Raw genomic sequence first — 24,885 nt, 5'->3', positions numbered from 1 at the left:
GCCCCGGAGCTGCTCATTGCGTGCCCATGGCGACCTTGAGCAGATCCTCGGGGGAAACCCGCTCTCCCTCCTCCGGAGCCACCTCGATTCGTACCCACGCGACATGGCCCTGGAATCGATTGCCCGCCACGGCGAGGTCCGGGGCGATCGGGGAGCCCCACTTGTCGCCGACGTGCGCCGATGCGTCGACCGAGAAGATCACCGGCACCGTGCGCTCGATGCGCCCCTCGGCGACCTTCTCCCCGTCGAGAAAGAGGGACGCTGTGCCACCTTTGCCGAGCCCACCGCCATCGTAGGCGAACTCCATGCGTACCTCGTGCTTGCCGGGCGGCAGGGGATCCTTTGCCTCGACGGCATGATGTTCGAGCCCCAGGAAGTTGTAGACATACTTCAGCCGTCCCTCGGGGGCATACAGCGCATACCCTCCGAACTGGGTCCCTTGCGCGAAGATGACCCCACGGGCGCCCGGGGCCGGGATCTCGACCTCCGCCGTGATCACGTGCGAGCGATTCTTGATGTTCAGGACCGCTGCACGTTGAGCTCCATGCCGTCGAACAGGCATTGCGACGTGCCGTGGACGATCCGCGGCAGCCCGGATTCCTCGGCGACGCGTTCGAGGCCTCGGTTGTCGAGCGGCAAGACGTCGTGGCGCGCGGCCTCGATCAAAAAGAGACGCTGGAGCTCGTGCAGCTTCTCGGGGAAGTGCGCCGCGAGGTCCTCCGCCTCCGTCCAGTCCCGCGTCGTGTCGTAGAGCTCCCATTTGTCGTCGTCGAACGAGACCACAGCCTCGCCCACGAGCTCCCAGGGCGTGCGATGCTTGGTCACTGCGGTCCAGCCTTCGTGGTAGATGCCGCGGTTGCCGACCATCTCGAAGTATTGCAGGACGTGCCTGTCCGGCGCCGCGGCGTCGTCGAACGAGTAGAGCATGCTCACGCCTTCCAGCGGCTTTTGCTGCACGCCCTCCACCATCACCGGCGCGGGGAGCCCGGCGGCTTCGAGCAAGGTCGGGACGACGTCGATGACGTGGTGGAACTGCGCGCGTAGCTCGCCCCGGGCGGCGATCTTCGCGGGCCAATGGACGAGCATGCCATTGCGCGTGCCGCCCCAGTGCGAGGCGACTTGCTTGACCCACGGGTACGGCGTGTCGAGGGCGTGCGCCCAGCCCGCGGCGTAATGGTTGTACGCGGCACGCCCGCCGAGCTCGTCGATGCGCGCCGCCAGGAACTCGGGCGTCTCCAGCGCGGACATGCCATTGAAGTTGATCATCTCGTTGAACGTCCCCTGGAGGGTGCCCTCCGCCGAGGCGCCGTTGTCGCCGAGGATGTAGAGGATCAACGTATCGTCCAGGAGTCCGAGCTCGACGAGCGCGTCGAGGAGCCGGCCCACGTGGTGGTCGGTGTATTCGAGGAATCCGGCATAGACCTCCATCTGTCGCGCGAGCACGGGCAAGAGAGCCTTCGGCATGTCGTTCCAGGCCGGAATCTCCGCGGGCCGCAGCGTGAGCTTCGCGTCCTCCGGGATCACGAAGAGCGATTTTTGCCGGGCGAAGATGCGCTCGCGCAGCGCGTCCCAGCCCTCGTCGAATTGCCCCGTGTATCGGTCGGCCCACGCTTTGGGCACGTGGTGCGGGGCGTGCGCGGCGCCCGGCGCGAAGTAGGCGAAGAACGGTGTCCGCGCGAGGGCCGCCTGGGTGCGGATCCATGCGATGGCCCTGTCCGTCATGTCGGGCATGAAGTGGTAGGCAGGATCGTCCGGCGTCTTGATCCGCCGCGTGCCTTCATAGACCTCGGGGAACCACTGGTTCGTCTCGCCCCCGACGAACCCGTAGAACGTCTCGAAGCCATTGTGCGTGGGCCAGCGCTCGAAGGGGCCGGCGGGGCCCGTCTCCCAGACGGGAATCTCGTGACATTTGCCGAACTGGGCGGTCGCGTATCCGTTGTATTTGAGAATCTTGGCGATGTTCGCCGCGGTGTTCGGGATGCGCGTGGTATAGCCGGGCGCGGTCGTGGCGAGCTCGGTGATCACGCCCATGCCGACGCTGTGGTGGTTGCGCCCCGTGAGCAGCGCGGCCCGCGTGGGCGAGCACAAGGCGGTCGTGTGGAAGCGGGTATATTTCAGCCCACCCGCGGCCAGCCGCTCGGCGGTCGTCGTGCGGCAAGGCCCGCCGAATGCGCTTGTCGCACCAAAGCCGACGTCGTCGAGCAGCACGACAAGGATGTTGGGAGCCCCCTCGGGAGGCCGGATCCTTTCGATCGGCGGGAACTCCGCGTCCGGGTCCTTGGTGTCGTACGGCAACGGACCCACATAGGGGCGATCCGGTAGGGGTAGGATCTCGCGCTGCGGCGTTGGAATCGCTCGTTTTTTCATGGTTCTCCCTCCCGTCAGGCGCCGGCACGGGACCGCTGGCGCGGCGGCTCGACCCTTTGCATCGGCCGATCGAATAGAGCCGCCGCGCCGAGGGGCCATCGGGGTGCCGCCGTAGGCCCGCACATGCAGGCTTTCCACGTGGAGACGCGCGACAATGTGGCGTCGGCGTGTTCCGTGACGAGCAACGCGGCCCTGACAAGCGAATGGAAAGATTCCGGTTCGTTGGAGGCGGGGCCGAGGGGTGGGAGAATGGGGTGCTAGCCAGGGCTCCACCCTATGCACCAGGAAGGGGAGCGGCGATGATTCTCGTGACCGGAGCGACAGGGAATGTGGGCGGCGCGGTGCTCGCGCAGCTCGTCGAGGCGGGTCAGAAGGTCCGTGCGCTCGTGCGCGACCCGGCCAAGCTCGGAGAGCTCGGCGGCAAGGTCGAGGTCGTAAAGGGCGATCTCACGAAACCCGAGACGCTCGACACTGCGTTCGCGGGCGTGGACAAAGCGTTCGTCGTCTTCGCGGGGGGCGACCTGCTGGCGCTCGCAGGGAATGCGGCGGACGCGGCGAAGAAGGCGGGCGTCAAGCATATCGTGATGCTTTCATCGTCGACCGTCGTCGAGCCGTTCGCGACGCTGATTGGCCAGTGGCACATCGAGGCTGAGGCGAAGATCAAAGCATCGGGGCTCGCCTGGACGATCCTCCAGCCGGGGGCCTTCGCGTCGAATACGCTCCATTGGGTCGGCTCGATCAAGAGCCAGGGCGCGGTGTTTCAGCCGACGGGCGACGGAAAGTCGGCGCCGATCGACCCACACGACATCGCGGCGGTCGCCGTGAAGGTGCTGATCTCACCGGGGCACGAAGGGACGTCGTACGTGCTCACCGGGCCGGAGGCGCTGAGCGCGGCGGAGGAGGTGGCGAAGATCAGCGCGGCGATCGGGAGGCCCCTCAAGTTCGTCGACGTGCCCGAGGCCGCAGCCCGCGAGGGAATGGTGAAGGCGGGGCTTCCCGAGGTGTTCATTCGTGCCCTCCTCGAAGCACACGCCATGGTCAAGGCCGGGCATGGGGCGAGGATCACACAGACCGTCGAGCAGCTCCTCGGGCGCAAGGCCCGGACCTTCGACGATTGGCTGAAGAGCCACGGGAAGGCGTTTCAGTAAGACCGCGGCGGGTCGAAAACGCGGATGTCAGCTCCCTGCGCCGTCGGGGAAGGACGCCCATTCGACGATGTGGAACGACACGCCTTGTGGCGACTTGAGCAAGGCGAAGCGCCCGACCCCGGCGAGTTCCGACACGGGAATGCAGAGCGTCGCGCCGAGCTCCACGGCGAGGCGCGCCGTCGCGTCGGCATCGGTGACGGCGAAGGACGTGCCCCAGTGCGGCGGGACGTCCCCCATGTGCTCCGGCATGAGCTGCATCGCGCCGCCGACGGGGACCTTGTCGAGCTTGAAGAGCGTGTACGTCATGCCGGGCACCGGACACTGGTCCTCCAGCGTCCAGCCGAAGAGCGCCGCGTAAAACGAGGTCGCTCGGCCCAGGTCACTCGTGAGCGTCTCGTACCAGCTCGGCGCGCCGGGCGCGTGGCTGTCGACGTCCATGCCGTCCTGCTTCTTCGGCTGCCACACGGAGAAGACGGCGCCGTTCGGATCCGTGCACATGGCCATCCTGCCGTTGTCGAGCACATCAAACGCAGGTTCGGCGCTCCCGCCGAGCGAGGCGACCTTCGCGACGGCGGCGTCGACGCTCTCGACCTTCACCATGACGCCGATGTGCGCCGGTATGTCTTGCGGCATGTTCGCCGCCGAAAGATCCATGAGCGCGCCGGCCGTGCGGTCGCCGACGAGGATGAGCTGACCGCCGGGGACGCCCGGCATCTCGCGGTACGTCCAGCCGAAGAGCGTCCCGAAGAACGCGCGCGCGCGCTCGGCCTCCGGGGTCATCAGGTTGATCCAGCAGAAATCGTGCGTTTTGCGCGTACCCGTCGTCATCGTGGACTCCTTGTTCCCCGTAGACTGGGCCCGCGACGAAAAATCATCGGTCGCTCCGGAAAAAATCTCGGGCGGCCGGGCCGTGGCTCAGCGCACCTCCTCGCACGGACGTTTCACCAGGTGCAGGTGCCAATCCTCGCGCCATGCCTCGCACGCCTCCCGGGTCTCCGCGCAGAAATGGCGCCATTCATTCTCCTTGTCGCGGCGATAGAAATTGAACTCGTGGTAGTAGGCCGTGCAGAACGCGTTCGGCCGAGGGGCGCAGTTCGAATAGGTGGGGACCGAGCTGCGCGGCGATACGCTCGGGCATGCGCTGGGATCGAGCTCGCAGATGCCCTCCAGCTCCTGCGAAGGGGGTTCCGGCACCGGCGGCTCCTCGGATTCGGGCAGCTCGTCGTCGCCTCCTCCCGGGCCGGCGACGGGGGCGGTTTCAGGGCGCATGCGGGAGGAATGCGGGGCTCGCTCCGGCACTTCGAGGAACTCGCGCTTCGCCTGGATCATGCGCTTGTGGTACTTTTCGCACGCGTCGCGCTTTCGTTTGCACCACGAGACGTCATGCGGCGTGATGGCATGCGCGCAGAACCAGCCCGCGCCTTCCGGCGGCTCGGGCGCGCCTTCGGGCGGCGCGAAACGGGCGCGGCTCGGGCCGCAGCAGAGCCCCGCCACGGAGAGAAGGAGGGAAAGAGCGACCAGGTGGGGGCCACGCATGACGCGATGCTAGGGCATGGGCGGGGGGAAGCGCGCGACCTTTTGTGAACGAGTCGGACTCTGCTCCCGTTCCTTGTTCGCTCGTGACGATACGTGGCGCGATCAAGCCGCCCCGCTCGCCGTGGCACGCCGATCGACGAACTTCATGGCGTATTGCAGGCCCTCGCGGACGTCCGCGCGGGTCGCGACCGCGGACAGGTCGATCCCGAGCGTCACGATCGTCTGCGCCACCGCCGGGCGGATACCGGTGATCACGCAGGCCGCTCCCAGCAGGCGAATGGCGTCGACGATCCGGAGGAGCGCTGCCGCGACCGCCGCGTCCATCACGGCGACGCCCGCGAGGTCGAGGATGACCACGGCGGCGCGGTGGTCTCGCACCGCAGAGAGCATGTCCTCGGCGAGCTGGCACGCGCGTGGGCTGTCGAGGGTCCCGATGATCGGGGACAAAAGGACGCGATCGTGCAGGGGCAGGACCGGGGTCGAGAGCTCCCGGATGGCGGCATCCTGACACCGGATTCGGTGAATGGCCTCCTGGAGCTCCGTGGTTTGCGACAGGAGGGCCGCGTTGACCTTCGCGAGCTCCGCGCTCGCAGCGTTTGCCGCCGCGGCCTCCCGCTCGGCTCGTTTCGTCGCGGCGTGGATCTCGTCGAGGCTCGGAATCGTGAGCAGATGCGGCAGGACCCGGTAACGCAGCAGCACGGCCGTCGCGATGGATACGAGCGCCGTGGCTGCCTTCACCTCGCCCGTCAGCCAGTAGAGGGGCTTCCAGACCACGAGGACATCGAGCGCATGCCCCAGACCGCACAGCACGATGAAGGCCGCGAAGCAGACGAGGGTCCAGTTGACGGGGATGTCACGCCGAGCGCGCCACAACTCGAGGAGGCTCAGGGGGATCCACGCGTACGAGAATGCGATCACGAAATCGGCGATCCCATGGAGGCCAATCAACGTTCCTGGCCACACCTCCGACCGTACGCACCCGACCACGGGCGACAACGTAGGCAACAGATACACCACGAGCGCAGCGGCCAAGCCCAGACCGATAACCAAGCGTCGATCCATCGCAGTCCCCCTTCCTGTCGATGTCCCCGCGTTTGTGATGGTGCCCGGGTCGTCTGCCGGATACAAGAGCTCCGACGTTCCTTTCGGAAAAAAGGCTGTGGCGTCGAAGACGGAACTCTGGCGCACGCGGAGCGAATGCCATCGACAGCACCCTTTTACGAATACGCGTCAAGCGATTGTCGTATTCGAGCGCGCTCGGAACGTCTCCGACGATTCCATCGATGGATGATGTGGGCCGCGATCGTGAATTCGAGCAGGACGGTCCCCGCTGCGCCGGGCTTACGCGCGACGAGCGCCGCAATCATGGGCAGAGCGTTTGGGTGCTAACGAGCCATGCGGCTGGTTCTTTCCGCTTGCGTTGTCCCGGGTGGTGCACATAAAACTCGCCCGCCGCTGGCATCGTATTCCCGGCAATGCTGGCACGGCCACGAGGCCGTCGTGAATGCCCGAGAATGAACCACCGACAACCCGTTGACGCCGAGCAGGTGATCGAGGAGCTCGCGCGCGAGAACGCGTCGTTGCGACGGCGTGTTGCCGAGCTGGAAATCCCAGCGCGGCGCTACCAAGCCCTGTTCGACGGAGGCGTCGTCAGCGTCCAGGTCTACGATCCCGAGAGCCGCACCAAGGAGGTAAACTCTGGCTGGGAGCAGCTCTGGCACACGAATCTCGATCAAACCGCCGATTACAGGCTGCTGAAAGATCCCCAGGTCGCCGCCCAGGGGTTCATGCATCGCATCGAGCAGGCATTTCTGGAGGGAAAGGCAACACGGTTGCCCACCATCCGGTACGATCCGCGCGAGAACGACGCCGTTGAACATGGGAGTGTTCGCTGGGTGGCCTCGACGCTTCACCCGGTCAAGGGCGCGAGCGGGGAGGTACACGAGGTGGTGCAGCTCCATTTCGACATCGGCGAGCTCAAGCATTCGGAGGAGGAGCTGCGGCAGCAGAAGGAGCAGCTCGAGGCGGCCGTTGCCATGCGGACCGAGGAGCTCGCGGAGCAGCTTCGCTTCAGCGAGGAGCAGCAGGAGGCGATCGCCGCGCTGTCCACGCCCGTGCTCAGGATCTGGAAGGGCATCCTCGCGCTGCCGCTGATCGGCCGTATCGACGCGGCACGCGGCGCGCGTATCCTCGAGGTCCTGCTCCAGTCGATCGTGGAGGCGAGCGCGGAGAAGGTCATCCTCGACGTGACCGGCGTGCCGGTCCTCGACGCGGACGCGGCGCGGTATCTGCGCGACGCGGTGCGCGCCGCCGAATTGCTGGGGGCGCAATGCATGGTCGTCGGCATCTCCACGGAGACGGCGCGCACGCTGGTGGACGATGACCTCGGATTCGAGAACGTATGCACGTTCGCGACCCTGCAGGAAGGTTTGCGCCGCTCGCTGGTGCGCCGCGACGTGGGGAGATGAGCGACGAGGTCGCCGGGGTTTTACGAAGCCGAGCGCCCTGCCGGCGCGCGGAGCCCGTCGACGAACATCCCGACGAGCCGCCGAATGCGGCGCGTGTCGCTTTCCCCTTGCGACGCGAGCGAGATCGCCGCTGCCATGCAGACCACGTCCTCGAAGTCCACGTCCCGCCGGATCTCGCCCTCCGCCTGCGCGCGCAACAGCAGGTCACGTCCCGCCGCCGTCGTCGCGACGCACCCGCTCGTCCCGTTCTGAAGGACCACGCCCAGCGACGCCGCGAGTCCGCGGTACATGCTCGCGTGAAGCACGAGCGGCGGCGAGCAGCGCCGTGCGCGACGCGAAGTGCCGGTACAGCGTGCCGATCCCGACCTTCGCGCGCCTCGCGATGTCCTCGAGGGAGGCGTCGGCGCCGCGCTCGGAGAACACCTCGTCCGCCACCGCGAGCAGCCTCTCCCGGTTCCGCTGCGCGTCGGCGCGGAGCTCCTTCGGCGCTTCGGCCGCCGCCGTCTTTGACGTCGCTCTCTTCACAGCTAGCAAACCGGAGGATACCTCCGTTTCGGGGGTGCCAGGAGGGTTCCTTGCCATGACCAAGCGGGACGAGACGGTGCTGGTGCTGGGGGCGACGGGGCAGCAGGGGGGCTCGACGGCGCGGGCCCTTCGCGACGAGGGCTTCCGTGTTCGCGCGCTGGTGCGCGAGCCCGCGAGCGAGAAGGCGCGCGCGCTTGCGGAGGCGGGCGTCGAGCTCGTCCAGGGCGATCTCCGCGATCGGGCGTCGCTCGACGCCGCGGCGCGCGGCGCCTACGGCGTCTTCAGCATTCAGCCGAGCTCCGGCCAGCCCGAGTACGGCATCACCGACGACGACGAGCTGCGCCTCGGCATCAGCGTCGCGGACGCGGCGTACGCCGCCAGCGTGAAGCACCTCGTCTACACGTCGGTCGGTGGCCTCCGCGCCGGGACCGGCGTCGGCCATTTCGAGAGCAAGCACCGGATCGAAGAGCACATCCGCTCGCTCGGCATCCCGGCGACGATCGTGCGGCCGGTGGCGTTCATGGAGTTCCTGCTCGTGCCCTTCCTCGGGCTTTCGCGCGGCGAGCTCATCTTTTTCGTGCGGCCCGACGACTCGATGCAGCTCATCGCGGTCGAGGACATCGGAAAGCTCGTGGCCCGCGCGTTCGTGGAGCCTGCGAGGTTTGTTGGCCGGACGCTGGATCTCGCGGGCGATCGGATCAGCGGGCGCGGCCTCGCCGAGCGCATCTCCCGAGCGACGGGTCGATCCATTTCGTACGCGCGATTCCCCGCGGCGTTCCTGGAGGCGAATCCCGTCCTGCGCCGCCTGGTCGAGCTCGTCGACCAGGGCGTGGCGACGGGCGATGCCGACATCGATGCCTTGCGGCGGCTCCATCCCGGCCTCCTGACGTTCGACGCTTGGCTCGATCGCTCAGGGCGCGCGGCGATCGAGCGCCTCTTCGCATCGCCGCAATGACCGGGCCCCAGAGAAACGGGTTGCGGTCCCTCCGGGGCTCGGAGCAGACTCCGACACGTCACATCGACGCGGCCGTCGCGCGTGACGTGGGCAGACATTGAAACCGCAGCAAGCCAAAGGCGCTCGACGGACATGAATCCCTACCGGAAGTCGCACGCGGACAGCCCACGAGACCCGCCGGACCGATGGCGGAGGGCGCGCGCCGTGGCGGCAAACTACGGGCGCGACGAGGGCTGGTTCGTGCAATGGCGGGGAATCCGCGTGGCCGAACTGACCGATTGCCGCTGGGCGGACATGTTCTGGGATTCCTATCGATTCACGTTGCTGACGGATCAGCCCGACCTCGTCCAGGCCCTTCAATCGAGCGACTGGGACCCACGTGAGGTGACGTTTCGAACACGAACCACCGACCAGCCTGCCCTCCATGCATTCGCGAGTCACCCCCCAAGGGACGGCCGGGTGACCGTACGTTCCCTTCACGTGTCCCCCGACCTCACGTGGATGGAGCGCGCCTTCCTCCTGCTTCTTCGCCTCGGCCTGGTGAAGTGAGCGCTACACGTTCTTGCGGTCCGCTGCACGCGGCCGCGCGAGGCGCTCCGCAAGCTCGGACTTGTCGATACGAAGACCCCCGCCGAGGTACGTCTCCAGAAACCCGAGCCGGTCATTGCCCCAAAAAATCTGGTCGTCGACGAGGAACGTCGGCACGCCGAAGACGCCCTCGGCGAGCGCGTGCTCGGTGTTCTTCCGGAGTCGCTCCTTCACCGCGGGATCCTCGGTGGCGGCGAGGAGCGCAGCGCCGTCGAGGCCCGCGTCGTCGGCGATGGCGCGGAGCTCGGCGTCGTTCATCAAGTCGCGGCCGTTTTCCCAGGTCGCGACGATCAACGCGCCGGCGAGGCGGCGCCGCGCGTCCGGATCGTCGAGGGCCGCGCACATGCGCTGCGCCTTCAGGGGATTGAACGGATGCGCCGGCGGACCTGCATAGGGACGCTTCAACGTCATCGCCCAGCGCGCCACGTCCTGCAGCAGGTGGACGCGCTTCGACGCGATTTCCGCGGGGCCCTTGTTCCCGTTTGCCTGAAGCAACCCCGCGAACAGCACGGGCTGGAGGTCGAAGCGCGCGCCCGTGCGCGCCTCGACCTCGGGCACCTGCGTCCATGCGAGCCAAACGTAGGGGCTGATGACGTCGAAGTAGAACCGGACGGTATGCATGCCGGAAAACGGTAGTACGTACCTACGCGACTGTCGACGTTGCGTGGAGAATCAACCTCCGGTGCCGGATTGACAGTAGGCGTTGATGTCGTCGACCAGCGGCGACTCCCGCTTCACGGCCGTACTGAGCGCGGACGTCGCCGCATTGGCCCCGCGGGCGTCCTTCGCTTCGATGGCACGCGCCAGGTCTCGCGCGGCTTTTGCGGTGGTGCGTACCATGTCCTGGTAATCGGCCACCTTCCGGACGAGCTCGGGCTGCGTCACGGGCACGGCCTCGATATCCCGGCCGACGCTGTCCATCACGTCGGCCAGCGCGCGGAGCTGCTCGGTGCCAGGCGCATCCTTCGTCTCGTTCTGGGACTTGTTCAGCTTCTGCATGCCGCCGTTGATCACCTCGATGACGGCGTTGCATTCTTTGACCTTGTCGTTCTCGCCCTCGGAATCCGCCGTCTTGCCGGGGCCGGCGCTCGCCGCGCACCCGGTGACGAAGAGGGATGCCACGAGGAGCCAGGAGGACAAATGGTGCATGCCCGAGGACGGTAGTCGTCCAAACACGCTCGCGTCAACCGGGGACTGCGGCCGCGGGCGATTCCTTCCCTGGCGCGGGAAGACCGTGTTATTTCCCCACGCTCATGCGCCCGGACCTCTCGACGAACGATTCCGGCTCCGACGGCTGGCACCACACCGGAGGGCACACGTATCGGTGCGAGAGCGCGGGCATCGTCTTCATCCGCGTCGCGGGAGATCTCGCCGAGGAAGACATCGCCGCCTTCTTTGATGCATTCGCGCATCTCTGCGACACGAGCGGGCTCGCGCACGTGTTCTGGCTCGTCGATCTCGGGCGCCTCGGCGCCATCACCCCGGAGGCGCGCACGCGCGCGGCCAAGACGCCGGTGCGGCCCGAAAACAAGGGCATGGTGCTTTTCAATGGGACCTTCCGGCAACGCATGGCCGTGACGCTCGTCGACAAGGCCACGTCGCTGCTTCAACCCAAGGCCCCTCCGCTCGTCACCTTCGGCACGGAGGCGGAGGCGCGCGCCTGGATCGACAAACGCAGGCGCGAGCTCGCGGCGCGCGGCGACCCGTGACGACGAGCCGCGGCGGACCGCGCCCTACGCCCCCGGCTCAAGCCACCCGCTTCCTCTTCGCCCCCGCCGCTTCCACGATCCGTTGCACCTCCTGGAGGTCCACCGGCTTCGTCAGGTGGTAATCGAATCCCGCTTCGCGCGCTTGCCGCCTATCTTCGTCCGTCCCCCAGCCCGTCAGCGCCACCAGCACCAGCCGGCCGAAGCCCTCCTCGGTCCGCAGCCGTTGCGCCACCTCGTATCCCGTCATTCCCGGCAAACCGATATCCAAAAAGACCACGTCCGGCTCGAACGCGCGCGCGGCGACCAGCGCCGACGGCCCCGTGTGCGCCACTTCGGTCGTGTGTCCCGAAAGCTGCAAAAGCTCCGCCAGGCTCTCCGCGCCGTCGACATTGTCGTCCACCACCAGCACCTTCAGGCCGCCAGCCGCTCCTTTGCCCGGCAGATCGCCGCCCGAGCCCTTGGCAGGTGTCTCCTCGGCGATCCCGAGGGGCAGGCGGACCGTGAAAATCGAACCTCGCGACGGACCTTCGCTCGTGGCTTCCACCGTCCCCCCATGGAGCTCCACGAGCCGCCGCACCAGCGTCAAACCGATTCCCAGGCCTCCCTGCGCCCGGTCGATCGAGCGGCCCACTTGCGTGAACATGTCGAACACCTTCGTCCGCATCTCCGCCGGGATGCCCACGCCCGTGTCCTCCACCCGCACGACCATGTGCACGTCCTCCTGCTCCGCGACGAGCCGGATGCGGCCCCCCGCCGGCGTGTATTTCGCCGCGTTGTTGAGCAGGTTCGCCAGGACCTGCGCGAGCCGCGTCGGGTCCGCCGAGAGCCATAACGGTTCGGTCGGCAGCGAGACCAAAAACTCGTGCCCGGCCGCCTCGATCAGCGGGCGGCTCGTCTCCAGCGCGCTCTCCAGCACCGTCCCGAGCTCCACCCGCTCCTTGCGCAGCTCCACCTTGCCCCGCGTGATGCGCGAGACGTCGAGCAGATCGTCCACCATCCGCACCATGTGCCCGACCTGCCGCTCCATCATCGCCCGGATGCGCTGCCCCTGCGCCTCGTCGCGGGCCATTTGCAGGAGCGACAGGCCCGTCCGGATCGGCGCGAGCGGGTTGCGGAGCTCGTGGGCCAGCGTCGCCAGAAACTCGTCTTTGCGCCGGTCCTGATCCCGCAATTCATCGTAGAGCCGCGCGTTCTGGATCGCCACGGACGCGATGTGCGCGAGCTGGATCAAAATGGCCTCGTCCTGCTCCGTGAATTCGCCATCGTACTTGTCGGAGAGCTGGATGAAGCCGAGGTTTTTCCCGTTCCGCCCGATGAACGGCGCCGCCAGCCAGCCTCGCATCGGCGGGTGCCGGCCCGCCTCACCGCTGAAGTTTCGCCATGCTGGGTGCGACACGAGCTCGTCCTGCGTGAGCCGCATCGGGCGGTTCGTCTGGCTGACGAGCCCGTAAATGCCCTTGCCCGTCGGCACCACATCGTACGTGCGGAAGGCCTCGTACTTCGACGACAGGGACGTGGCGCTGACCAATAGGGACCCGTCATTGGCGTTTATCAGGGTGGTGACCGACTGGTGCGCGCCGATGATGCGCCGCGCTTCCTCGGTGATCACCCGGAGCACGCTGTCCAGCGACGCGGACGCGTGAATCGTGAGCGCCGCGTCGGCCACCTGTTCGAGCAGCCGGGCCTGCTCGCGCTCCCGCTCGAGCAGCCGCCCGAGCCGCTCCTCGTGGAGCTTGCGGACCGTCGCGTCGACCGTCACCCCGTCGAAGCGCTTGGCCACCCCGTCCGGCCCGTAGGCCGTCCCGCCGAGCGCGCGGATCCATTTGAGCGCGCCGGTGCGCGGATCGACCGTCCGGTAATCGATGTCGAACGGCGTTCCATTGTGGATCGACGTCTCGATGGCCTGCCGCGTCCGCGCCCGATCGTCCGGGTGAATGCGCTCGTAGAACGTGCCGATCGTCACGGGCGCGTCGGGCGCGAGCCAGAAATGCTCCTTCACGCGCTCGTCCCAGCTCAGCTCGTCGAACGGCAGATCACAATGCCAGAAGCCGATCCCGGAGAGCTCGACGGCGAATCCGAGGCGCTCTTCCCGCTGCCGCAGGCTGCGGGCCGTCCGGGCCCGCTCGAGGGCCTCCCAGCACTGGCCCACGACGAGCCGGACGAGCTCCACCTCCTCGGGCGTCCAGTGTCGCGGCGTCGCCTGATCGACGGCCATCAACGCGATCAACTTGCCGGTCTTGTGCAGCGGCACGCCGATGCCGGCCTGGATCCTCGCCGCCCGATAGACCGACAGGTCGCTCCCGGCCCGCGGATCTTGATCCACGTCGTCCATCACGTACGGCTGGTTCGCCCGCATGGCACGCTCGAATGCGGCCCCGAAGTCGGCCAAAGGCCACCGCCCGACCATGCTCGGGACGCCCCGCGTGTGGTCGCCCGTGATGACGAACGTACGCTCGTCCTCGACCTCGGCATACACGCAGCGGTCGGCGCCGAGGTGCTCGGCGAGGAGGCGGGCCGTCGTGGCCATGATCTCGTCGGGGTCCGCGAGCGGCTGGGTGGCGGCGGCGAGGTCCGCGAAGAATCGATGCCTTGCTTCGCTCGCGCGGAGCGCCTCGTTCGCCCGTTTTCGCTCCTCGGACAGGGTGATGGCTTTCGTGGCGCTGCCGGCGAACCGCGACAAACTCGTGAGAATCCGGGCGTCCTCGCGGTCGAATTGGCGCGTCTCGCTACGCGTGAAAACCCAGACCGTACCGACGGGTTTGTCGCCGTCGTGGAACGGGACGGTCAGCGCCTCGACGACCCCCAGGTCGGGCACGCGTTCGTTCGTGAAGTGACGGGTGGGGTTGCGGAAGAGCAGCGTGGCGTTGCGGTCGACGACGATGCCGCAAGGGCTCTCGTATCGGGGCACCACCGTGCCGAGGAGGTCCACGTCGGCTCCCGCGAGGGCGTGCCAGCGGAAGACCTCCTCGTCGCCTTCGGTTTCGAGGAGGCTCACGCCGGCCGAGTCGGCCTGGCAGAGGGAAAGGGCGAGCTCGACGAGCTTCGGGAGAATGGCCTCCGGGGGTCCGGTCAGCGCCTCGGCGAGCTCGACGAGGGCGCGGTTCTCGGCCGCGTGATCAGGCTGCCTGGACGGGCGACGAGCGAGCTCCTCCTGACAATCTTGCAAAAAGTCCCCTCCGTACGAGGGGACCAACGGTACACGCATGACCCTGATCCGTGGGAACCCCGAATGGGAAGCCAGCGTAACTGACCTAACGGTTCGGGGCAATGAGTAGGGGAGGAAGGCGGAGGTCAGGGGCTTCTTGACGGCGCACGCTCGGGAACCCCGACTGGCAACCCGCCGCGACCGGTTGCCATCGGTGGTGGGAACTGGTTCCCAGTTCGCGGCGCGCGAACGCGCGAAAGTACAGGCATTTCCGTGTGGCACGTGCCCTGCTCGGGGGAGCGCGGAGGCCATCCATGACCCTGCAATCGTTTGGTTCCCGCGTCGCGTTGCTCCCCCTCGTCCTCACCCTCGTCCCCGCCTGTGCGGTCGAGGTCGTCTCCGGCGGAGGCGTCGCGCCGGGGGAGGGGAGCCCGTCCGGCGCGCCCCAGCCCTCGACCGATCCTTCGGCGGCGTATGCGGGCAAGGGATTCGTCGTGCACGAGTGGGGCACCGATACCGTGGTCGTGGGCTCGGATGGCTCGCTGCAGCGCGGATTGCACCACGAGGAGGAGGACCTGCCGGGCTTCGTCTACGACCGCATCCGCGCCGGCACCCTGCCGGACGCAACCTCGGTGCACGTCAAGATGGAGACGCCCGTCACGTACTTTTACTCGGACAAACCGATGCAGGCGCGCGTGCAGGTGGCGTTCCCGAGTGGCGTGCTCACGCAATGGTATCCCGCGGTGGCGAGCTTCTATCCGTGGGTGGCGAAGGCGAACGCGGTGCCGAACCTCCTCGCGGACGCCGATCCGGTGCTCGATCCGAGTTTTCCCTGGAACGGGCCCACCTGCCAGGAGAAACACGGCGCCGTCGGGCAGGGGCTGCTCGACTGGGGCGAGGTGGAGATCCTGCCGCGTGGGGCCGACGTGGAGCTGCCCGAGGCCTCGCTCGACGCGTTCACGTGGAGCCACGCGCGCGCCGTCGACGCGAATGCGGTGCGCGTGACGGCCGTGCCCACGGCGAGCGGCGCGCCGGAGGCCGAGCGGTTCCTCTTTTATCGTGGCCTCGGCAACCTCACGCCGCCCGCGCGCGTGACCGCGGCCGCGAACACGGTCCGCGTCGAAAACACCTTGCCCGACGCGCTCGGGGCGCTCTTCGTGGTGAACGTGGGAGAGGCGAGCGGCGCGTTCTCCGTGGTCCCCGCGGGCGTCTTGCCCGGCCAAACCGTGGACCTCGAAGCCCCGGCGCTCGTTGCGGTCAAGACGCTCGACGTGTTCGTCGAGGCCCTCGGCGAGGCCGTCACGACCGCGCTCGACGGCGCCGGCCTCTACCACGACGAATCCCTCGCCATGGTGGCCACCTGGAAGCGGCAATGGTTCCGCACCCCGGGCCTGCGGGTGTTTTACCTCGCGCCACAGACCTGGACCGACGCGACCTTGCCCCTCACGGTCGACCCCGCGCCGGACCACGTGACCCGTGTCATGATGATCCGCGTCGAGGTGATCACGCCCGACCTCGAAGCGGGCGACGTCGCCGCGGCGAAGGGCCTCTCGGATCCCGCGACCGAGGCCGCGGCGAAGGCCCACTTCCTCGGCCTCGGAAGGTTCGCCGAGCCACGCCTGCGCCGCGCCCTCGGCCTGCTCGCCGAGCCCTCCTGGGGCGCTCCGTTCCTCGCGGCGGTGACCTCGGCCGAGACACGCGCCACGGTGGGCGAATGAGCGGGTAGACTCGAACGCCATGGGACGCCGCGACCGAGATGCGCGGTTGGTGCATGCCCGTTATGCGGCGGGCGAGCCGCTCGGGCGCGGCGCGCAAGGGATCGTGCTGCGCGTGGTCGATCGGGAGGACCCGGCCCGCGCGCTCACGGCGAAGGTGTTTCGGCCCGGCGCGTTCGAGCCGTCGGCCTTGCTGGGCGAGTTCGCGTTGCTCTCGCGGCTCCGGCTGCCCGGCGTCGTGCGCGCGCACGACCTCGGCCACGACGAGCGGACGGGCGCACCCTTCCTCGTGGAGGACTTCGTCCCGGGGCTCGACGCGGCGACGTGGGTGCGAGGCGCGCCGAACGACGCGGATCGTAATGCGCGGCTCGCGGACCTCTGCGCGGGCGTCGCGGCCTCGCTCGCGGCGCTGCACGACGCGGGGTTTTTGCATGGGGATCTCAAGCCGGCGCACGTGCGCATGCGGCCCGAGGCGCGCGGGGTGCGGCCCGTCCTGCTCGATCTCGGCGCGGCGGTGTTTTTCCGGGCCCGCGCCCCGGGCGCGCCGGTGGCGGCCTCGCCCGGGTATGCGGCGCCGGAGGTGCTGGCGGGCGCGGCGCCGACGATTCGTTCGGATCTGTATGGCCTCGGCGCGCTCGCCTGGGCCGCGGCCACGGGGGCGCCTCCGCCGCCGGGAAACACGAAAAAGCGGCTTTTTTCCTTGTGCCCGTGGCTCCGCCCGGCGCTCGCCGAGATCGTCGAGGCGCTCGTGGAAGCGCACCCGCTCGATCGGCCCGAGGACGCGCGCCGGGTGTTGTCGTTCCTCGGAGCCTCGGCGATGCGGGCGGGCGGGCGGCTCGGGGCGCCCCCTTCGCCGATAGGGCGGGAGGAGGAGATCGCCGCGCTCTCCGCGCCGTCGGCCGCGCCCGTGCGGTACGTCGTGGGGCCGAGCGGGGCGGGGAAGAGCCACCTCGCGCGGGAGCTCTTGACGCGTACGCTTTGCGCCGGACGAACCGCGCGCCTCGTCGTGTTGCCCGCCGAGGCGGGCTCGATCCTGCCCCGCCTGATCGGGTTTTTCCGCGGAATGGCCCCCACACCGCCGCTCGCGGCCGCGGCGGAAGGCGGGGCGGCGCTTCTCTTGCTCGACGGGCTCGAAGCAGGGCCGCCCGAGCTCGCGGCGGCGCTCGACGTGTATCGTTGCCGCGGCGCCCGCGCGCCGGGGCTCGACGTGGTGGTGACGGCGCGTGCCGCGCCTCCGGGCGCGGACGTGCTGCGGATCGAGCCGCTCGTGGGGGAGGCGTTTGTCGCGTTATGCCATTCGCTGGGGTTGTCGGATCCGGCGGCGATCGAACGAGCGCAGACCGCCTCGCAGGGGTTGCCCGGCTGGCTCTTGGCGTCGCTCGGGCGCGTGCCGCTCGAACGGGACACGGCGCTCGGGCGGGCGTCGGGGTTGTCGGCCGGGGCGAGGGGCGTGCTCGCGGCGATCGCGCTCTCGGCGGGGGGCATGCCCGAGGGCGTTTGCCATGCAATCACGCGACGCCTCGGAGGCGAGGGTGCATCCCTCCTCGCAGAGCTTCTATCGGCGTCCTTGGTGGGACGGCGGGCGTCCGGGGACGTGCGGTACGTGCTCGCCTCGCCCGAGCTCGGGCCCGATCTCGCGGCGGCGCTCGCCACGCCGGAGCTCGTGGACCTCACGGCCGAGGTTTGGCTCGGCGAACCTGGCGCCGACCCCGCGGCCTTGCTCTCCGTGGCAAAGGCGCCGTCCGCGGCGGCCCTGCCGGCGCGGCGGGAGGCGCTCCTTGCGCGGGCGGCGCAGGCGGCGCGGGAGACCGGGCTCCTTTCGCTCGAAATCGACGCGCTCCTTTTGCTCCTGCAAACCCCGGCGCGGCGCACGCCGGCCTTGTTGTGCCGGCTGGAGCGGCTGGTCCGCGACGCGGGGTTGCCGGGGGCGCACCCCGAGGTGCTGCGCTGGCTCGACGAGGCGGCCTTGCAGGACACGAGCTTGCGCTCCCTCTCCTTGCGGCGGCGCGCCGAGCAAAAGGCCCGCGCCGGGGAGGCGCCGGAGGCACGCGCGCTCGCCGAGGAGGCGCTCGTGGCGGCGCGGCACACGAACGACAGGCAGGCCGAAGCGTTCGCCCACGGCACGCTCGGCCTTGTCGCCTTGTTCTCCGCCCATTCCGCGGACGCGGCCGAGCACCTCGCCCGCGCGCAGGAGATCCTCGACGAGCGGGGCTCGGACGATCCCGAGGAGCTCGCGCGGATCCACCACAATGCGGGCGTCGTCGCGCTGTATCGGAATCGAGCGGATCTGGCGATCGTCACGTTTTCGCGGGCGCTCGGGGAGAAGCGGCGCCTCGGCGATCGCGCGGGCATGCGCTCGTGCCTGATGAACCTCGGCATGGCGCTCGGGCGCGCAGGGAGGCACATCGAGGCGGAGGCGGCGCTCACCGAGGCGACGTTGCTTGCGCGATCCCTCGGGCAGGAGGCGGGGCTCGGCTGGTGCCTCTTCGCGCGGGCCGAGCTCGAGGTGCGTCGGGGCCAATTTGCTGCGGCGGCGCCGTTCGTCGCGGAGGCGTGGGCGCTCGGCGCATCGGTCCCCGCGGTGGTGCGGGCCGATCTCTCGATCCTGCGCGCGCGGATCCGGGCCCGCGCGGGCGACGGCGCGGGCGCGCTCGTGGCGCTCGGCGAGCTTTCGGCCGAGGCGCGGGCGCGCGACGCGCTTGTCGATGTGCGGGCGTGTCTCGCGGAGGTGGAGGCGCGGCTCGCGACGTTGCCGGCGGAGCCACGGCGCGCGGCGCGGATCGCGATCGGCGCGCTCCGGCGCGCGCGGGCGGCGCGGCTCGTGGAGGGCGAGTCCGAAGCGCGGGAGGCCCTTTTCCGCGCGCTCGCGGCGCGGCGGCCCGTTCGATATGCTCCGCGCATGGTGGCGGACGAGGCGGGGGAGGACGACGCGCTGTGGGATTTTCTGGCCGGCGCGGCGCGCGCGTCCGAAGGCGAGCTCGGCCTCGATCTCGCGCGGCGTATCGTGGCGCGCGCGGGCGCCGAGCGGGCGTTCGTGGCGCTCGTCGACGCGGCGGCGCGGATCGGCGCGGTTCATGGCGCGGATCTGGACGGTCTTGCCCTCGCGGAGGCCGGGCAGCGGCTCGACGTGGTCCTCGTGCGGGAGGCCCTCGGCAGCGCGGAGCCCTTGTATCAGCGCGACATCCCCACGGCGGGAGGCCGGGGCGCGCGGCTCGTCGTCGTGGGGCCCGAGGGGCCGCTGGGGAGCGCGATCGTCGTGGTTGAGCATCGTTTCCGCCCCGGCGCGTTCGACCACGTGACGGCTGCGGAGGCGCGTCGATGGGGCATTCTCGCGGCGCTCGTCTTCCGCCTCTCGATCGCCGCCGAGCCGGACGAGGAGACGCAGGCCCTGCGCCCGGCCGCGCGGAAGGATCCTGGTTTGGCCGGAACACCCTCGGCCGATCCCCCGGGCGCGACGACCCTGATCCCGATCTCCGGGCCACGCCGCAGCATTCGAGGGATCGTGGGGGATTCGCCGGCGCTCGCGCGCGCGCTCGGGCGGCTCGAAGCGGCATTGCCGGGGGATCTGCCGGTCCTCGTCGTCGGCGAGACCGGCGTGGGGAAGGAGCTGTTCGCGCGGGCGCTCCACGACCTCGGGCCGCGGGCGCGGGGACCGTTCGTCGCAATGAACTGCGGCGGAATCCCGGACACGCTCTTCGAGGCGGAGCTCTTCGGGCACGCGCGTGGCGCCTTCACGGGCGCGGACCGGGCGCGCACGGGACTCCTCGTGCAAGCGAACGGCGGCACTCTCTTGCTCGACGAGATCGGCGAACTCTCGCTCCTCCGGCAGGCCTCGCTCCTCCGGGCGCTCGAAGCGCGGCGGTTCCGGCCGATCGGCAGCGACGACGAGCGCGCGTTCGACGTGCGGATCGTGGCCGCGACGAACCGCGACCTCGAAAAGGCGGTCGCCGAAGGGACGTTCCGGCAGGACCTCTTTTATCGATTGAACGCAATCACGATCCGCGTCCCGCCTTTGCGTGAGCGCGCCGAGGACGTGCCGCTCCTTTGCCGTGCCTTCCTCCCGGGCGCGACGTTCGCCGACGACGCGCTCGCCGCGCTGTCGGCGCATTCATGGCCCGGCAACGTGCGCGAGCTGCGCAACGTGATGGAGCGGCTCGGCGTGCTCGGCGCGTCGCGGATCGAGCGGGCGCACCTGCCGCGGGGGATTCGCGGGCGGAGCGCGCAGGTCCCCGAGGTGGACGAGCGCGCGCCGATCCGGCGGGCCCTCGCGGAGACGGGAGGGAACATCAGCCAGGCGGCTGCGGTCTTGGGGTTGTCGAGGCAGGGGCTCAAGAAACGAATGGTGCGGCTCGGAATGCGCGAGTCGGCCCCTGCACGGAAAAAGATCGGGTAGGTGGTGCGCGTGATGGGCAGGGATGAAATGCGGAAATGGCTTGGGTTGTTCGGAGCGGTTTTCCTCGCGGGGTGCGGCGCGGAGGCGGAGGGAACGGCGCCCCTCGGCTGCGCTGCGACCGCGGCCGAGGGGATTGCGGTCGCGTCGACGGACGGCGCGGGGGGGAGCGGATACACGCTGGGGTATGCGCCGCACGCCATGGCCGGTTGCCTGCTCGTGTACGTGCATCCGGACGGATCGCTGCGGGCGCGGGATCTCGCGCGGGGCACGGAGGAGACGCTCGCGGCGGCGGCGGAGGCGCCGCGGAGGCCCACTGCCTTCGGTGGCGTCGTGGCGTGGGAAGCCGTGGAGGCGGGGCGGCGCGTGGTGCGTGTGCGCGCGGAGGGCGCGACGCGGACGGTGACGGGCGCTTTTGATCACGCGGGAGAGCCACGCGCGGCGGGGGACGGGGTGGCGTTCACGGGCTGGCTCTCGGCGGACGAGGCGGGGGATACGGACGTTTTTCTTTACGCGCCGGGAAAACCCTCTGCCGAGGTCGTGGCGAGCGGGCCCGGACAGCAGCGATTCCCAGATGTCTCCGGCACGCACGTGGCATACACCGATTTCGCGGAGGACGTGGATGGCCGGTTCGACGAGAATGCGACCGACGCGGCGGACGTGGTGGTGATGGAGCGCGGGACGGGGCGAACGACACGCCGCGCGCGGCCCGGAAAACAAGCCTTCCCGTTGCTCGGCGCGGACGAGCGCGTGGTCTACCTCGAATGGGGGCCGCTGCACCCGGAGCCGAAGTTCAGCGCGTACACGCTCGTCGTGGGGGGCGTGCGCGAGGACGGCGAGGCGGACGTGTCGGTCGTGGACATCGAGACGGCGCAGCCTTACGTGCGGCCGACGGCGCGGGGTGCGTGGATCGAATGGGTGCAATGGCGCAGCGGCGGGCCCGCCACGCTTCATCGACAGCCCGCCGATCTCGCAGCGGAAGCGACGGTGGTGGCGGGCCTGGAGGGCGGTGAGCTTCACGCGCCGGTGGCGGGGGAGGGGATGACCGTGGTGGCCGCGCGCGGGGTGGGTGGCGCGATGGTGATCCGCGCGGCAGCGCGATGAGCTTCAGCGCCGGGCTTTTCGGACGACACCATTGAAATCATCGTCGACGTACTTCTCGGTCCAGTAGACGCAGGTCGCTCCGAGGGCGACCTGGTCGGGCGATCCGAGGGCGCCCGCGACGAGCCGCGGCGGGGCGCTGCCGTCGAGCGGAACGGCGAACAGGCCTTGGGGGCCCTCGTCGACGGCGTCCCCGGAGCCAAAAAAGACCTCGCCCTTGGCATCCACGGCCACGTCGTTCGGATACGCGAGGCCGTCGGCGAGCACCTGCGGCTCGCCGCCATGGGCGTCCATCGAAACGATCTCCCCGTCGTGGCTATGGGCGAAGACCACGCGCGTGCCTACCCGTGACAAACCAAACGGCCACGCCAAACCCCCCATGAGCTGGACCGCTTCGCCGCCCTCCTTCGGGACCCGCCACACGCTGCTGTCGTGATTTTCTTTGCCGTTCAAGAATCCGACGGATCCGGTCCAGTACACATATTTAGCGTCGAAGGTGATGCCAGCCACGCCGCCGGGGGCTTCACCGAGCACGACGGTCTCGTGAGTCGCGCGATCGAGCCGGAGCAACCGCCCCGGGCTCTGGAGTTTTTCGTACGTGACGAGCTCGCCCACGTAAACGTACTTCCCGTCGACCGCGATCGCGTTCGGGGAGACGAGCCCCACGAGGAGGTCCTCCCTGGTGCCATCTTCGAGCGAGAAACGTGTGACGCGGCCGTTCGGCGCGACGTACCCCGAATGGCTGGCCCAGTAGAGCGCCCGATCCGCGTACACGATTCGATTCGGCGCGCAGAGCTCGCTGGCGAGGGCCACGGGCTCGCCGCCTGCGAGCGAGACCGCAACCACGGCCCCGTCGCAACCGTAGAGATCGCCCCCATCCGTGAAAAAGAGGTTTCCCTCGCCCAGCGCGAGGCCCGCGGGGTCGTGAATCGTGGCGATCGTGACCACCTCCCCCTGCGCGCAGGTGTCCTCCTCGGCCGGATCTGGAATGTGCTCGATCGGCGGCGTGACGTGCGCTGACGAATCGACGGCGACGCTCGGCCCGCAGCCCGCCGCGCCAATCAGCGATAGGACCAGCAGGGTTTCGCGTATCATTTGTCTTTCAAGGAAGTACGACATGGCCTTATCCTCGGGCCGTCTCCCCGGAGAAGCCATGCCCTTCCGACCCGATCCTACGTTTTATCCGTCGCCGCGTATGGCCATGGACGCGCCGCGCGAGCGGTTCGCCTACGTCGCCGCCCCGGACGCGAACGCCGTGCTCGGACGCCCGAACCCGCTCCGCGACGGCCTCGCCACGGTCGACCTCGATCCGCGGTCGCCCACCTACAGCCAGATCATCGCGCTCGCCGAGGTGCCGAACTTCGGCGACGAGCTGCACCACTCCGGCTGGAACGCGTGCAGCGCCGCGCTTTGCCCTTACGCGCCGCACCCCCACGTCGAGCGCCGTTACCTGATGCTCCCGGCCCTGCGTTCGTCGCGCATCTACATCTTCGACACGAAGCTCGATCCGCGCAGGCCCAAGCTCGTCCGCACGATCGAGGCCGACGAGATCGCCTCGCGCACCGGCTACTCGCGCCCGCACACGCTGCACTGCGGGCCGGACGGCATCTACGTCTCGGCGCTCGGCAATCCCGCGGGCGAGGGCCCTGGCGGCATCTTCATGCTCGACTGCGAGAGCTTCGACGTGCTCGGCCGCTGGGAGATCGACCGCGGCCCGCAGTACCTGCACTACGATTTCTGGTGGCACCTCGGCCACGACACCCTGATTTCGAGCGAGTGGGGCACGCCGAAGATGATCGAGGACGGCGTCGTCCCCGAACTGCTCCTCGGCAAGAAGTACGGCCACCGGCTGCACGTGTGGGATCTGCGCCGCCGCAAGCACGTCCAGGCGCTCGATATCGGCGACGAGCACCAGATGGCCCTCGAGCTGCGCCCCGCGCACGATCCCACGAAGGCCTGGGGCTTCATGGGCGTGGTCATCAGCGTCGCGGACCTCTCGGCCTCGGTCTGGCTCTGGTACCGCGAAGGCGAGCGCTGGGCGATCAAGAAGGTGATCACGATCCCGGCCGAGCCTGCGTCCGCGGACCAGTTGCCGCCGCTGCTCAAGGGCTTTGGCGCGGTGCCGCCGCTCGTGACGGACATCAACCTCTCGCTCGACGACAAGTACCTCTACGTCTCCTGCTGGGGCACGGGCGAGCTGCGCCAGTACGACGTGTCGAACCCGCACGAGCCGAAGCACGTGGGCTCGGTGCACATCGGCGGCATCGCGCGGCGCACGCCGCACCCGCGCTCGGGCGGGCCGCTCACGGGCGCGCCGCAGATGGTCGAGGTGAGCCGCGACGGCAAGCGCATCTATTTCACGAGCGGGCTCTACACGACCTGGGACGAGCAGTTCTATCCGGACGGGCTCAAGGGCTGGATGGTCAAGGTCGACGTGAAGGAAGGCGGCGGGATCGCGCTGGATCCTGACTTCTACGTGGACTTCGGGCCGCGCCGGGCCCACCAGGTCCGGCTCGAAGGCGGCGACGCTTCCTCGGATTCGTTCTGCTACCCGTGACGAGCGCCTGGCCCTGGATCACGCTCGCGCTCCTCGGCGCCTACCACGGCTTGAGCCCCGGCATGGGCTGGCTCTTCGCGGTGGCGCTCGGGCTGCAAGAGAAGAGCGGCAAAGCGGTGCTGCGCGCGCTCTTGCCCATCGCCATCGGCCACGCCGCGAGCGTCGGGCTCGCGGTGGGGCTGCTCGCGGCGGGCAAGGCGAGCATTCCGACGGGCATCCTGCCGTGGATCACCGGCGGCGTGCTCGTGGCCTTCGGCATCTTCAAGCTCGTGCGCCCGCGCCACCCGCGCTGGGTGGGCATGCGCGTGAATGCACGCGACCTCGTCGTGTGGTCGTTCCTGATGGCCACGGCGCACGGCGCGGGGCTCATGCTCCTGCCGGTCTTCGTGCTCGGCGAGGACAACCCCGCGCCTTGCCACGGCCCCTCCTGCCATGACGCCGCGGGGATCTCGCTGTCGAGCCCCAGCGGCTACCTGGCAGCGATCTCGCTGCACACCCTGGCGATGCTGGCGGTCTCGGCGCTCGTGGCGCTGGTCGTCTACTACAAGGTCGGGCTGGCGATGCTCCGGCGCGCGTGGTTCGACCTCGATCGGGTCTGGGCCGGCGCCCTGATCCTCGCCGGGGTGCTCGGGCTCCTGCTCTGAACGGCGAGCCGGAGACTGGAACAATGTTCTAGAATGT

21 protein-coding genes are annotated in these 24,885 nt (G+C 69.4%); 10 read left to right on the top strand and 11 right to left on the bottom strand.

Annotation, left to right across the window (positions count from 1 at the left end; all coding sequences use genetic code 11):
• Positions 1-13: 13 nt before the first annotated feature.
• Together POL67_RS54575 and POL67_RS39580 are read right to left on the bottom strand one after the other, a co-directional pair.
• Complete coding sequence (locus POL67_RS54575; RefSeq protein ID WP_271925989.1) at positions 14-499, bottom strand: hypothetical protein; 486 nt, start codon at positions 497-499, stop codon at positions 14-16.
• A gap of 20 nt (positions 500-519) precedes the next feature.
• Positions 520-2,367, bottom strand: coding sequence for an arylsulfatase (locus POL67_RS39580; RefSeq protein ID WP_271925987.1), 1,848 nt, complete (start codon positions 2,365-2,367; stop codon positions 520-522).
• A gap of 299 nt (positions 2,368-2,666) precedes the next feature.
• Here POL67_RS39580 and POL67_RS39575 point away from each other — a divergent pair, with 299 nt between their 5' ends.
• Positions 2,667-3,515, top strand: a complete 849-nt coding sequence (locus POL67_RS39575) for an SDR family oxidoreductase (protein WP_271925985.1) — start codon at positions 2,667-2,669, stop codon at positions 3,513-3,515.
• A gap of 27 nt (positions 3,516-3,542) precedes the next feature.
• Here the strand turns inward: POL67_RS39575 and POL67_RS39570 are convergent, their stop codons facing one another.
• The 3 genes from POL67_RS39570 to POL67_RS39560 form a co-directional block, all read right to left on the bottom strand.
• Positions 3,543-4,343: a VOC family protein gene (locus POL67_RS39570; RefSeq protein ID WP_271925984.1), complete on the bottom strand. Its 801-nt coding sequence runs from the start codon at positions 4,341-4,343 to the stop codon at positions 3,543-3,545.
• Between the two features lie 87 nt (positions 4,344-4,430).
• A complete protein-coding gene (locus POL67_RS39565; protein ID WP_271925982.1) occupies positions 4,431-5,051 on the bottom strand; it encodes a hypothetical protein in 621 nt (206 codons plus the stop codon).
• Positions 5,052-5,153: 102 nt separating this feature from the next.
• On the bottom strand, positions 5,154-5,999 hold the full coding sequence (locus POL67_RS39560; RefSeq protein ID WP_271925980.1) for an STAS domain-containing protein: 846 nt from the start codon (positions 5,997-5,999) through the stop codon (positions 5,154-5,156).
• Positions 6,000-6,565: 566 nt separating this feature from the next.
• Here POL67_RS39560 and POL67_RS39555 point away from each other — a divergent pair.
• Positions 6,566-7,519, top strand: a complete 954-nt coding sequence (locus POL67_RS39555) for an STAS domain-containing protein (protein ID WP_271925978.1) — start codon at positions 6,566-6,568, stop codon at positions 7,517-7,519.
• Positions 7,520-7,539: 20 nt separating this feature from the next.
• Here the strand turns inward: POL67_RS39555 and POL67_RS54570 are convergent, their stop codons facing one another.
• Together POL67_RS54570 and POL67_RS54565 are read right to left on the bottom strand one after the other, a co-directional pair.
• Positions 7,540-7,809, bottom strand: coding sequence for an SbtR family transcriptional regulator (locus POL67_RS54570; protein WP_506333369.1), 270 nt, complete (start codon positions 7,807-7,809; stop codon positions 7,540-7,542).
• Positions 7,724-8,044 (bottom strand): helix-turn-helix domain-containing protein, encoded by a 321-nt coding sequence (locus tag POL67_RS54565; RefSeq protein WP_271925976.1) that lies wholly within the window; start codon positions 8,042-8,044, stop codon positions 7,724-7,726. Before POL67_RS54565 ends, POL67_RS54570 begins: the two co-directional genes overlap by 86 nt.
• A 55-nt stretch (positions 8,045-8,099) precedes the next feature.
• Here POL67_RS54565 and POL67_RS39540 point away from each other — a divergent pair, with 55 nt between their 5' ends.
• Both POL67_RS39540 and POL67_RS39535 read left to right on the top strand, forming a co-directional pair.
• Entirely contained in the window at positions 8,100-8,999 is a 900-nt protein-coding gene (locus POL67_RS39540; RefSeq protein WP_271925974.1) for an NmrA/HSCARG family protein, read from the top strand.
• 204 nt (positions 9,000-9,203) lie between these two features.
• Positions 9,204-9,548, top strand: coding sequence for a hypothetical protein (locus POL67_RS39535; RefSeq protein WP_271925972.1), 345 nt, complete (start codon positions 9,204-9,206; stop codon positions 9,546-9,548).
• 3 nt (positions 9,549-9,551) lie between these two features.
• Here the strand turns inward: POL67_RS39535 and POL67_RS39530 are convergent, their stop codons facing one another.
• A complete protein-coding gene (locus POL67_RS39530; RefSeq protein WP_271925970.1) occupies positions 9,552-10,208 on the bottom strand; it encodes a 2-hydroxychromene-2-carboxylate isomerase in 657 nt (218 codons plus the stop codon).
• Positions 10,209-10,259: 51 nt separating this feature from the next.
• Positions 10,260-10,736: a hypothetical protein gene (locus POL67_RS39525; protein ID WP_271925969.1), complete on the bottom strand. Its 477-nt coding sequence runs from the start codon at positions 10,734-10,736 to the stop codon at positions 10,260-10,262.
• Between the two features lie 104 nt (positions 10,737-10,840).
• Between POL67_RS39525 and POL67_RS39520 the strand changes: the two genes are divergently transcribed.
• On the top strand, positions 10,841-11,296 hold the full coding sequence (locus POL67_RS39520) for a SpoIIAA family protein (protein WP_271925968.1): 456 nt from the start codon (positions 10,841-10,843) through the stop codon (positions 11,294-11,296).
• Positions 11,297-11,333: 37 nt separating this feature from the next.
• Here POL67_RS39520 and POL67_RS39515 read toward each other — a convergent pair whose 3' ends face one another.
• Positions 11,334-14,501, bottom strand: coding sequence for a hybrid sensor histidine kinase/response regulator (locus POL67_RS39515; protein WP_271925967.1), 3,168 nt, complete (start codon positions 14,499-14,501; stop codon positions 11,334-11,336).
• 254 nt (positions 14,502-14,755) lie between these two features.
• Between POL67_RS39515 and POL67_RS39510 the strand changes: the two genes are divergently transcribed.
• The 3 genes from POL67_RS39510 to POL67_RS39500 are packed head-to-tail and all read left to right on the top strand — an operon-like array spanning position 14,756 to position 21,650.
• On the top strand, positions 14,756-16,159 hold the full coding sequence (locus tag POL67_RS39510) for a hypothetical protein (RefSeq protein WP_271925966.1): 1,404 nt from the start codon (positions 14,756-14,758) through the stop codon (positions 16,157-16,159).
• 19 nt (positions 16,160-16,178) lie between these two features.
• Complete coding sequence (locus POL67_RS39505) at positions 16,179-20,549, top strand: sigma 54-interacting transcriptional regulator (RefSeq protein ID WP_271925965.1); 4,371 nt, start codon at positions 16,179-16,181, stop codon at positions 20,547-20,549.
• Between the two features lie 9 nt (positions 20,550-20,558).
• Positions 20,559-21,650 carry a TolB-like translocation protein gene (locus POL67_RS39500; RefSeq protein WP_271925964.1) on the top strand — a complete coding sequence of 364 codons (1,092 nt, stop codon included), beginning with the start codon at positions 20,559-20,561 and terminating at the stop codon, positions 21,648-21,650.
• A gap of 3 nt (positions 21,651-21,653) precedes the next feature.
• Here the strand turns inward: POL67_RS39500 and POL67_RS39495 are convergent, their stop codons facing one another.
• On the bottom strand, positions 21,654-22,742 hold the full coding sequence (locus POL67_RS39495; protein WP_271925963.1) for an SMP-30/gluconolactonase/LRE family protein: 1,089 nt from the start codon (positions 22,740-22,742) through the stop codon (positions 21,654-21,656).
• A gap of 58 nt (positions 22,743-22,800) precedes the next feature.
• On the opposite strand from POL67_RS39495, the gene POL67_RS39490 reads away from it, so the two are divergent.
• A complete protein-coding gene (locus POL67_RS39490; protein WP_271925961.1) occupies positions 22,801-24,204 on the top strand; it encodes a selenium-binding family protein in 1,404 nt (467 codons plus the stop codon).
• Positions 24,201-24,848, top strand: a complete 648-nt coding sequence (locus POL67_RS39485) for a hypothetical protein (protein ID WP_271925959.1) — start codon at positions 24,201-24,203, stop codon at positions 24,846-24,848. The genes POL67_RS39490 and POL67_RS39485 overlap by 4 nt, the downstream gene beginning before the upstream one ends.
• The last annotated feature ends 37 nt before the right edge of the window (positions 24,849-24,885 follow it).

Origin of the sequence: Polyangium mundeleinium, from assembly GCF_028369105.1 — a bacterium.
Lineage (GTDB): Bacteria > Myxococcota_A > Polyangia > Polyangiales > Polyangiaceae > Polyangium > Polyangium mundeleinium.
Note: the sequence above shows the minus strand (reverse complement) of the source record. Positions and strands in the feature narration are given on the sequence as shown.

Coding starts and splice junctions, on each gene's coding strand:
- POL67_RS39525 (WP_271925969.1), bottom strand. CDS start 10,736: ATGCACCATTTGTCCTCCTGGCTCCTCGTGGCATCCCTCTTCGTCACC.
- POL67_RS39515 (WP_271925967.1), bottom strand. CDS start 14,501: ATGCGTGTACCGTTGGTCCCCTCGTACGGAGGGGACTTTTTGCAAGAT.
- POL67_RS39575 (WP_271925985.1), top strand. CDS start 2,667: ATGATTCTCGTGACCGGAGCGACAGGGAATGTGGGCGGCGCGGTGCTC.
- POL67_RS39580 (WP_271925987.1), bottom strand. CDS start 2,367: ATGAAAAAACGAGCGATTCCAACGCCGCAGCGCGAGATCCTACCCCTA.
- POL67_RS39510 (WP_271925966.1), top strand. CDS start 14,756: ATGACCCTGCAATCGTTTGGTTCCCGCGTCGCGTTGCTCCCCCTCGTC.
- POL67_RS39520 (WP_271925968.1), top strand. CDS start 10,841: ATGCGCCCGGACCTCTCGACGAACGATTCCGGCTCCGACGGCTGGCAC.
- POL67_RS39530 (WP_271925970.1), bottom strand. CDS start 10,208: ATGCATACCGTCCGGTTCTACTTCGACGTCATCAGCCCCTACGTTTGG.
- POL67_RS39565 (WP_271925982.1), bottom strand. CDS start 5,051: ATGCGTGGCCCCCACCTGGTCGCTCTTTCCCTCCTTCTCTCCGTGGCG.
- POL67_RS39505 (WP_271925965.1), top strand. CDS start 16,179: ATGGGACGCCGCGACCGAGATGCGCGGTTGGTGCATGCCCGTTATGCG.
- POL67_RS39540 (WP_271925974.1), top strand. CDS start 8,100: ATGACCAAGCGGGACGAGACGGTGCTGGTGCTGGGGGCGACGGGGCAG.
- POL67_RS39555 (WP_271925978.1), top strand. CDS start 6,566: ATGAACCACCGACAACCCGTTGACGCCGAGCAGGTGATCGAGGAGCTC.
- POL67_RS39490 (WP_271925961.1), top strand. CDS start 22,801: ATGCCCTTCCGACCCGATCCTACGTTTTATCCGTCGCCGCGTATGGCC.
- POL67_RS54570 (WP_506333369.1), bottom strand. CDS start 7,809: ATGTACCGCGGACTCGCGGCGTCGCTGGGCGTGGTCCTTCAGAACGGG.
- POL67_RS39570 (WP_271925984.1), bottom strand. CDS start 4,343: ATGACGACGGGTACGCGCAAAACGCACGATTTCTGCTGGATCAACCTG.
- POL67_RS39495 (WP_271925963.1), bottom strand. CDS start 22,742: ATGATACGCGAAACCCTGCTGGTCCTATCGCTGATTGGCGCGGCGGGC.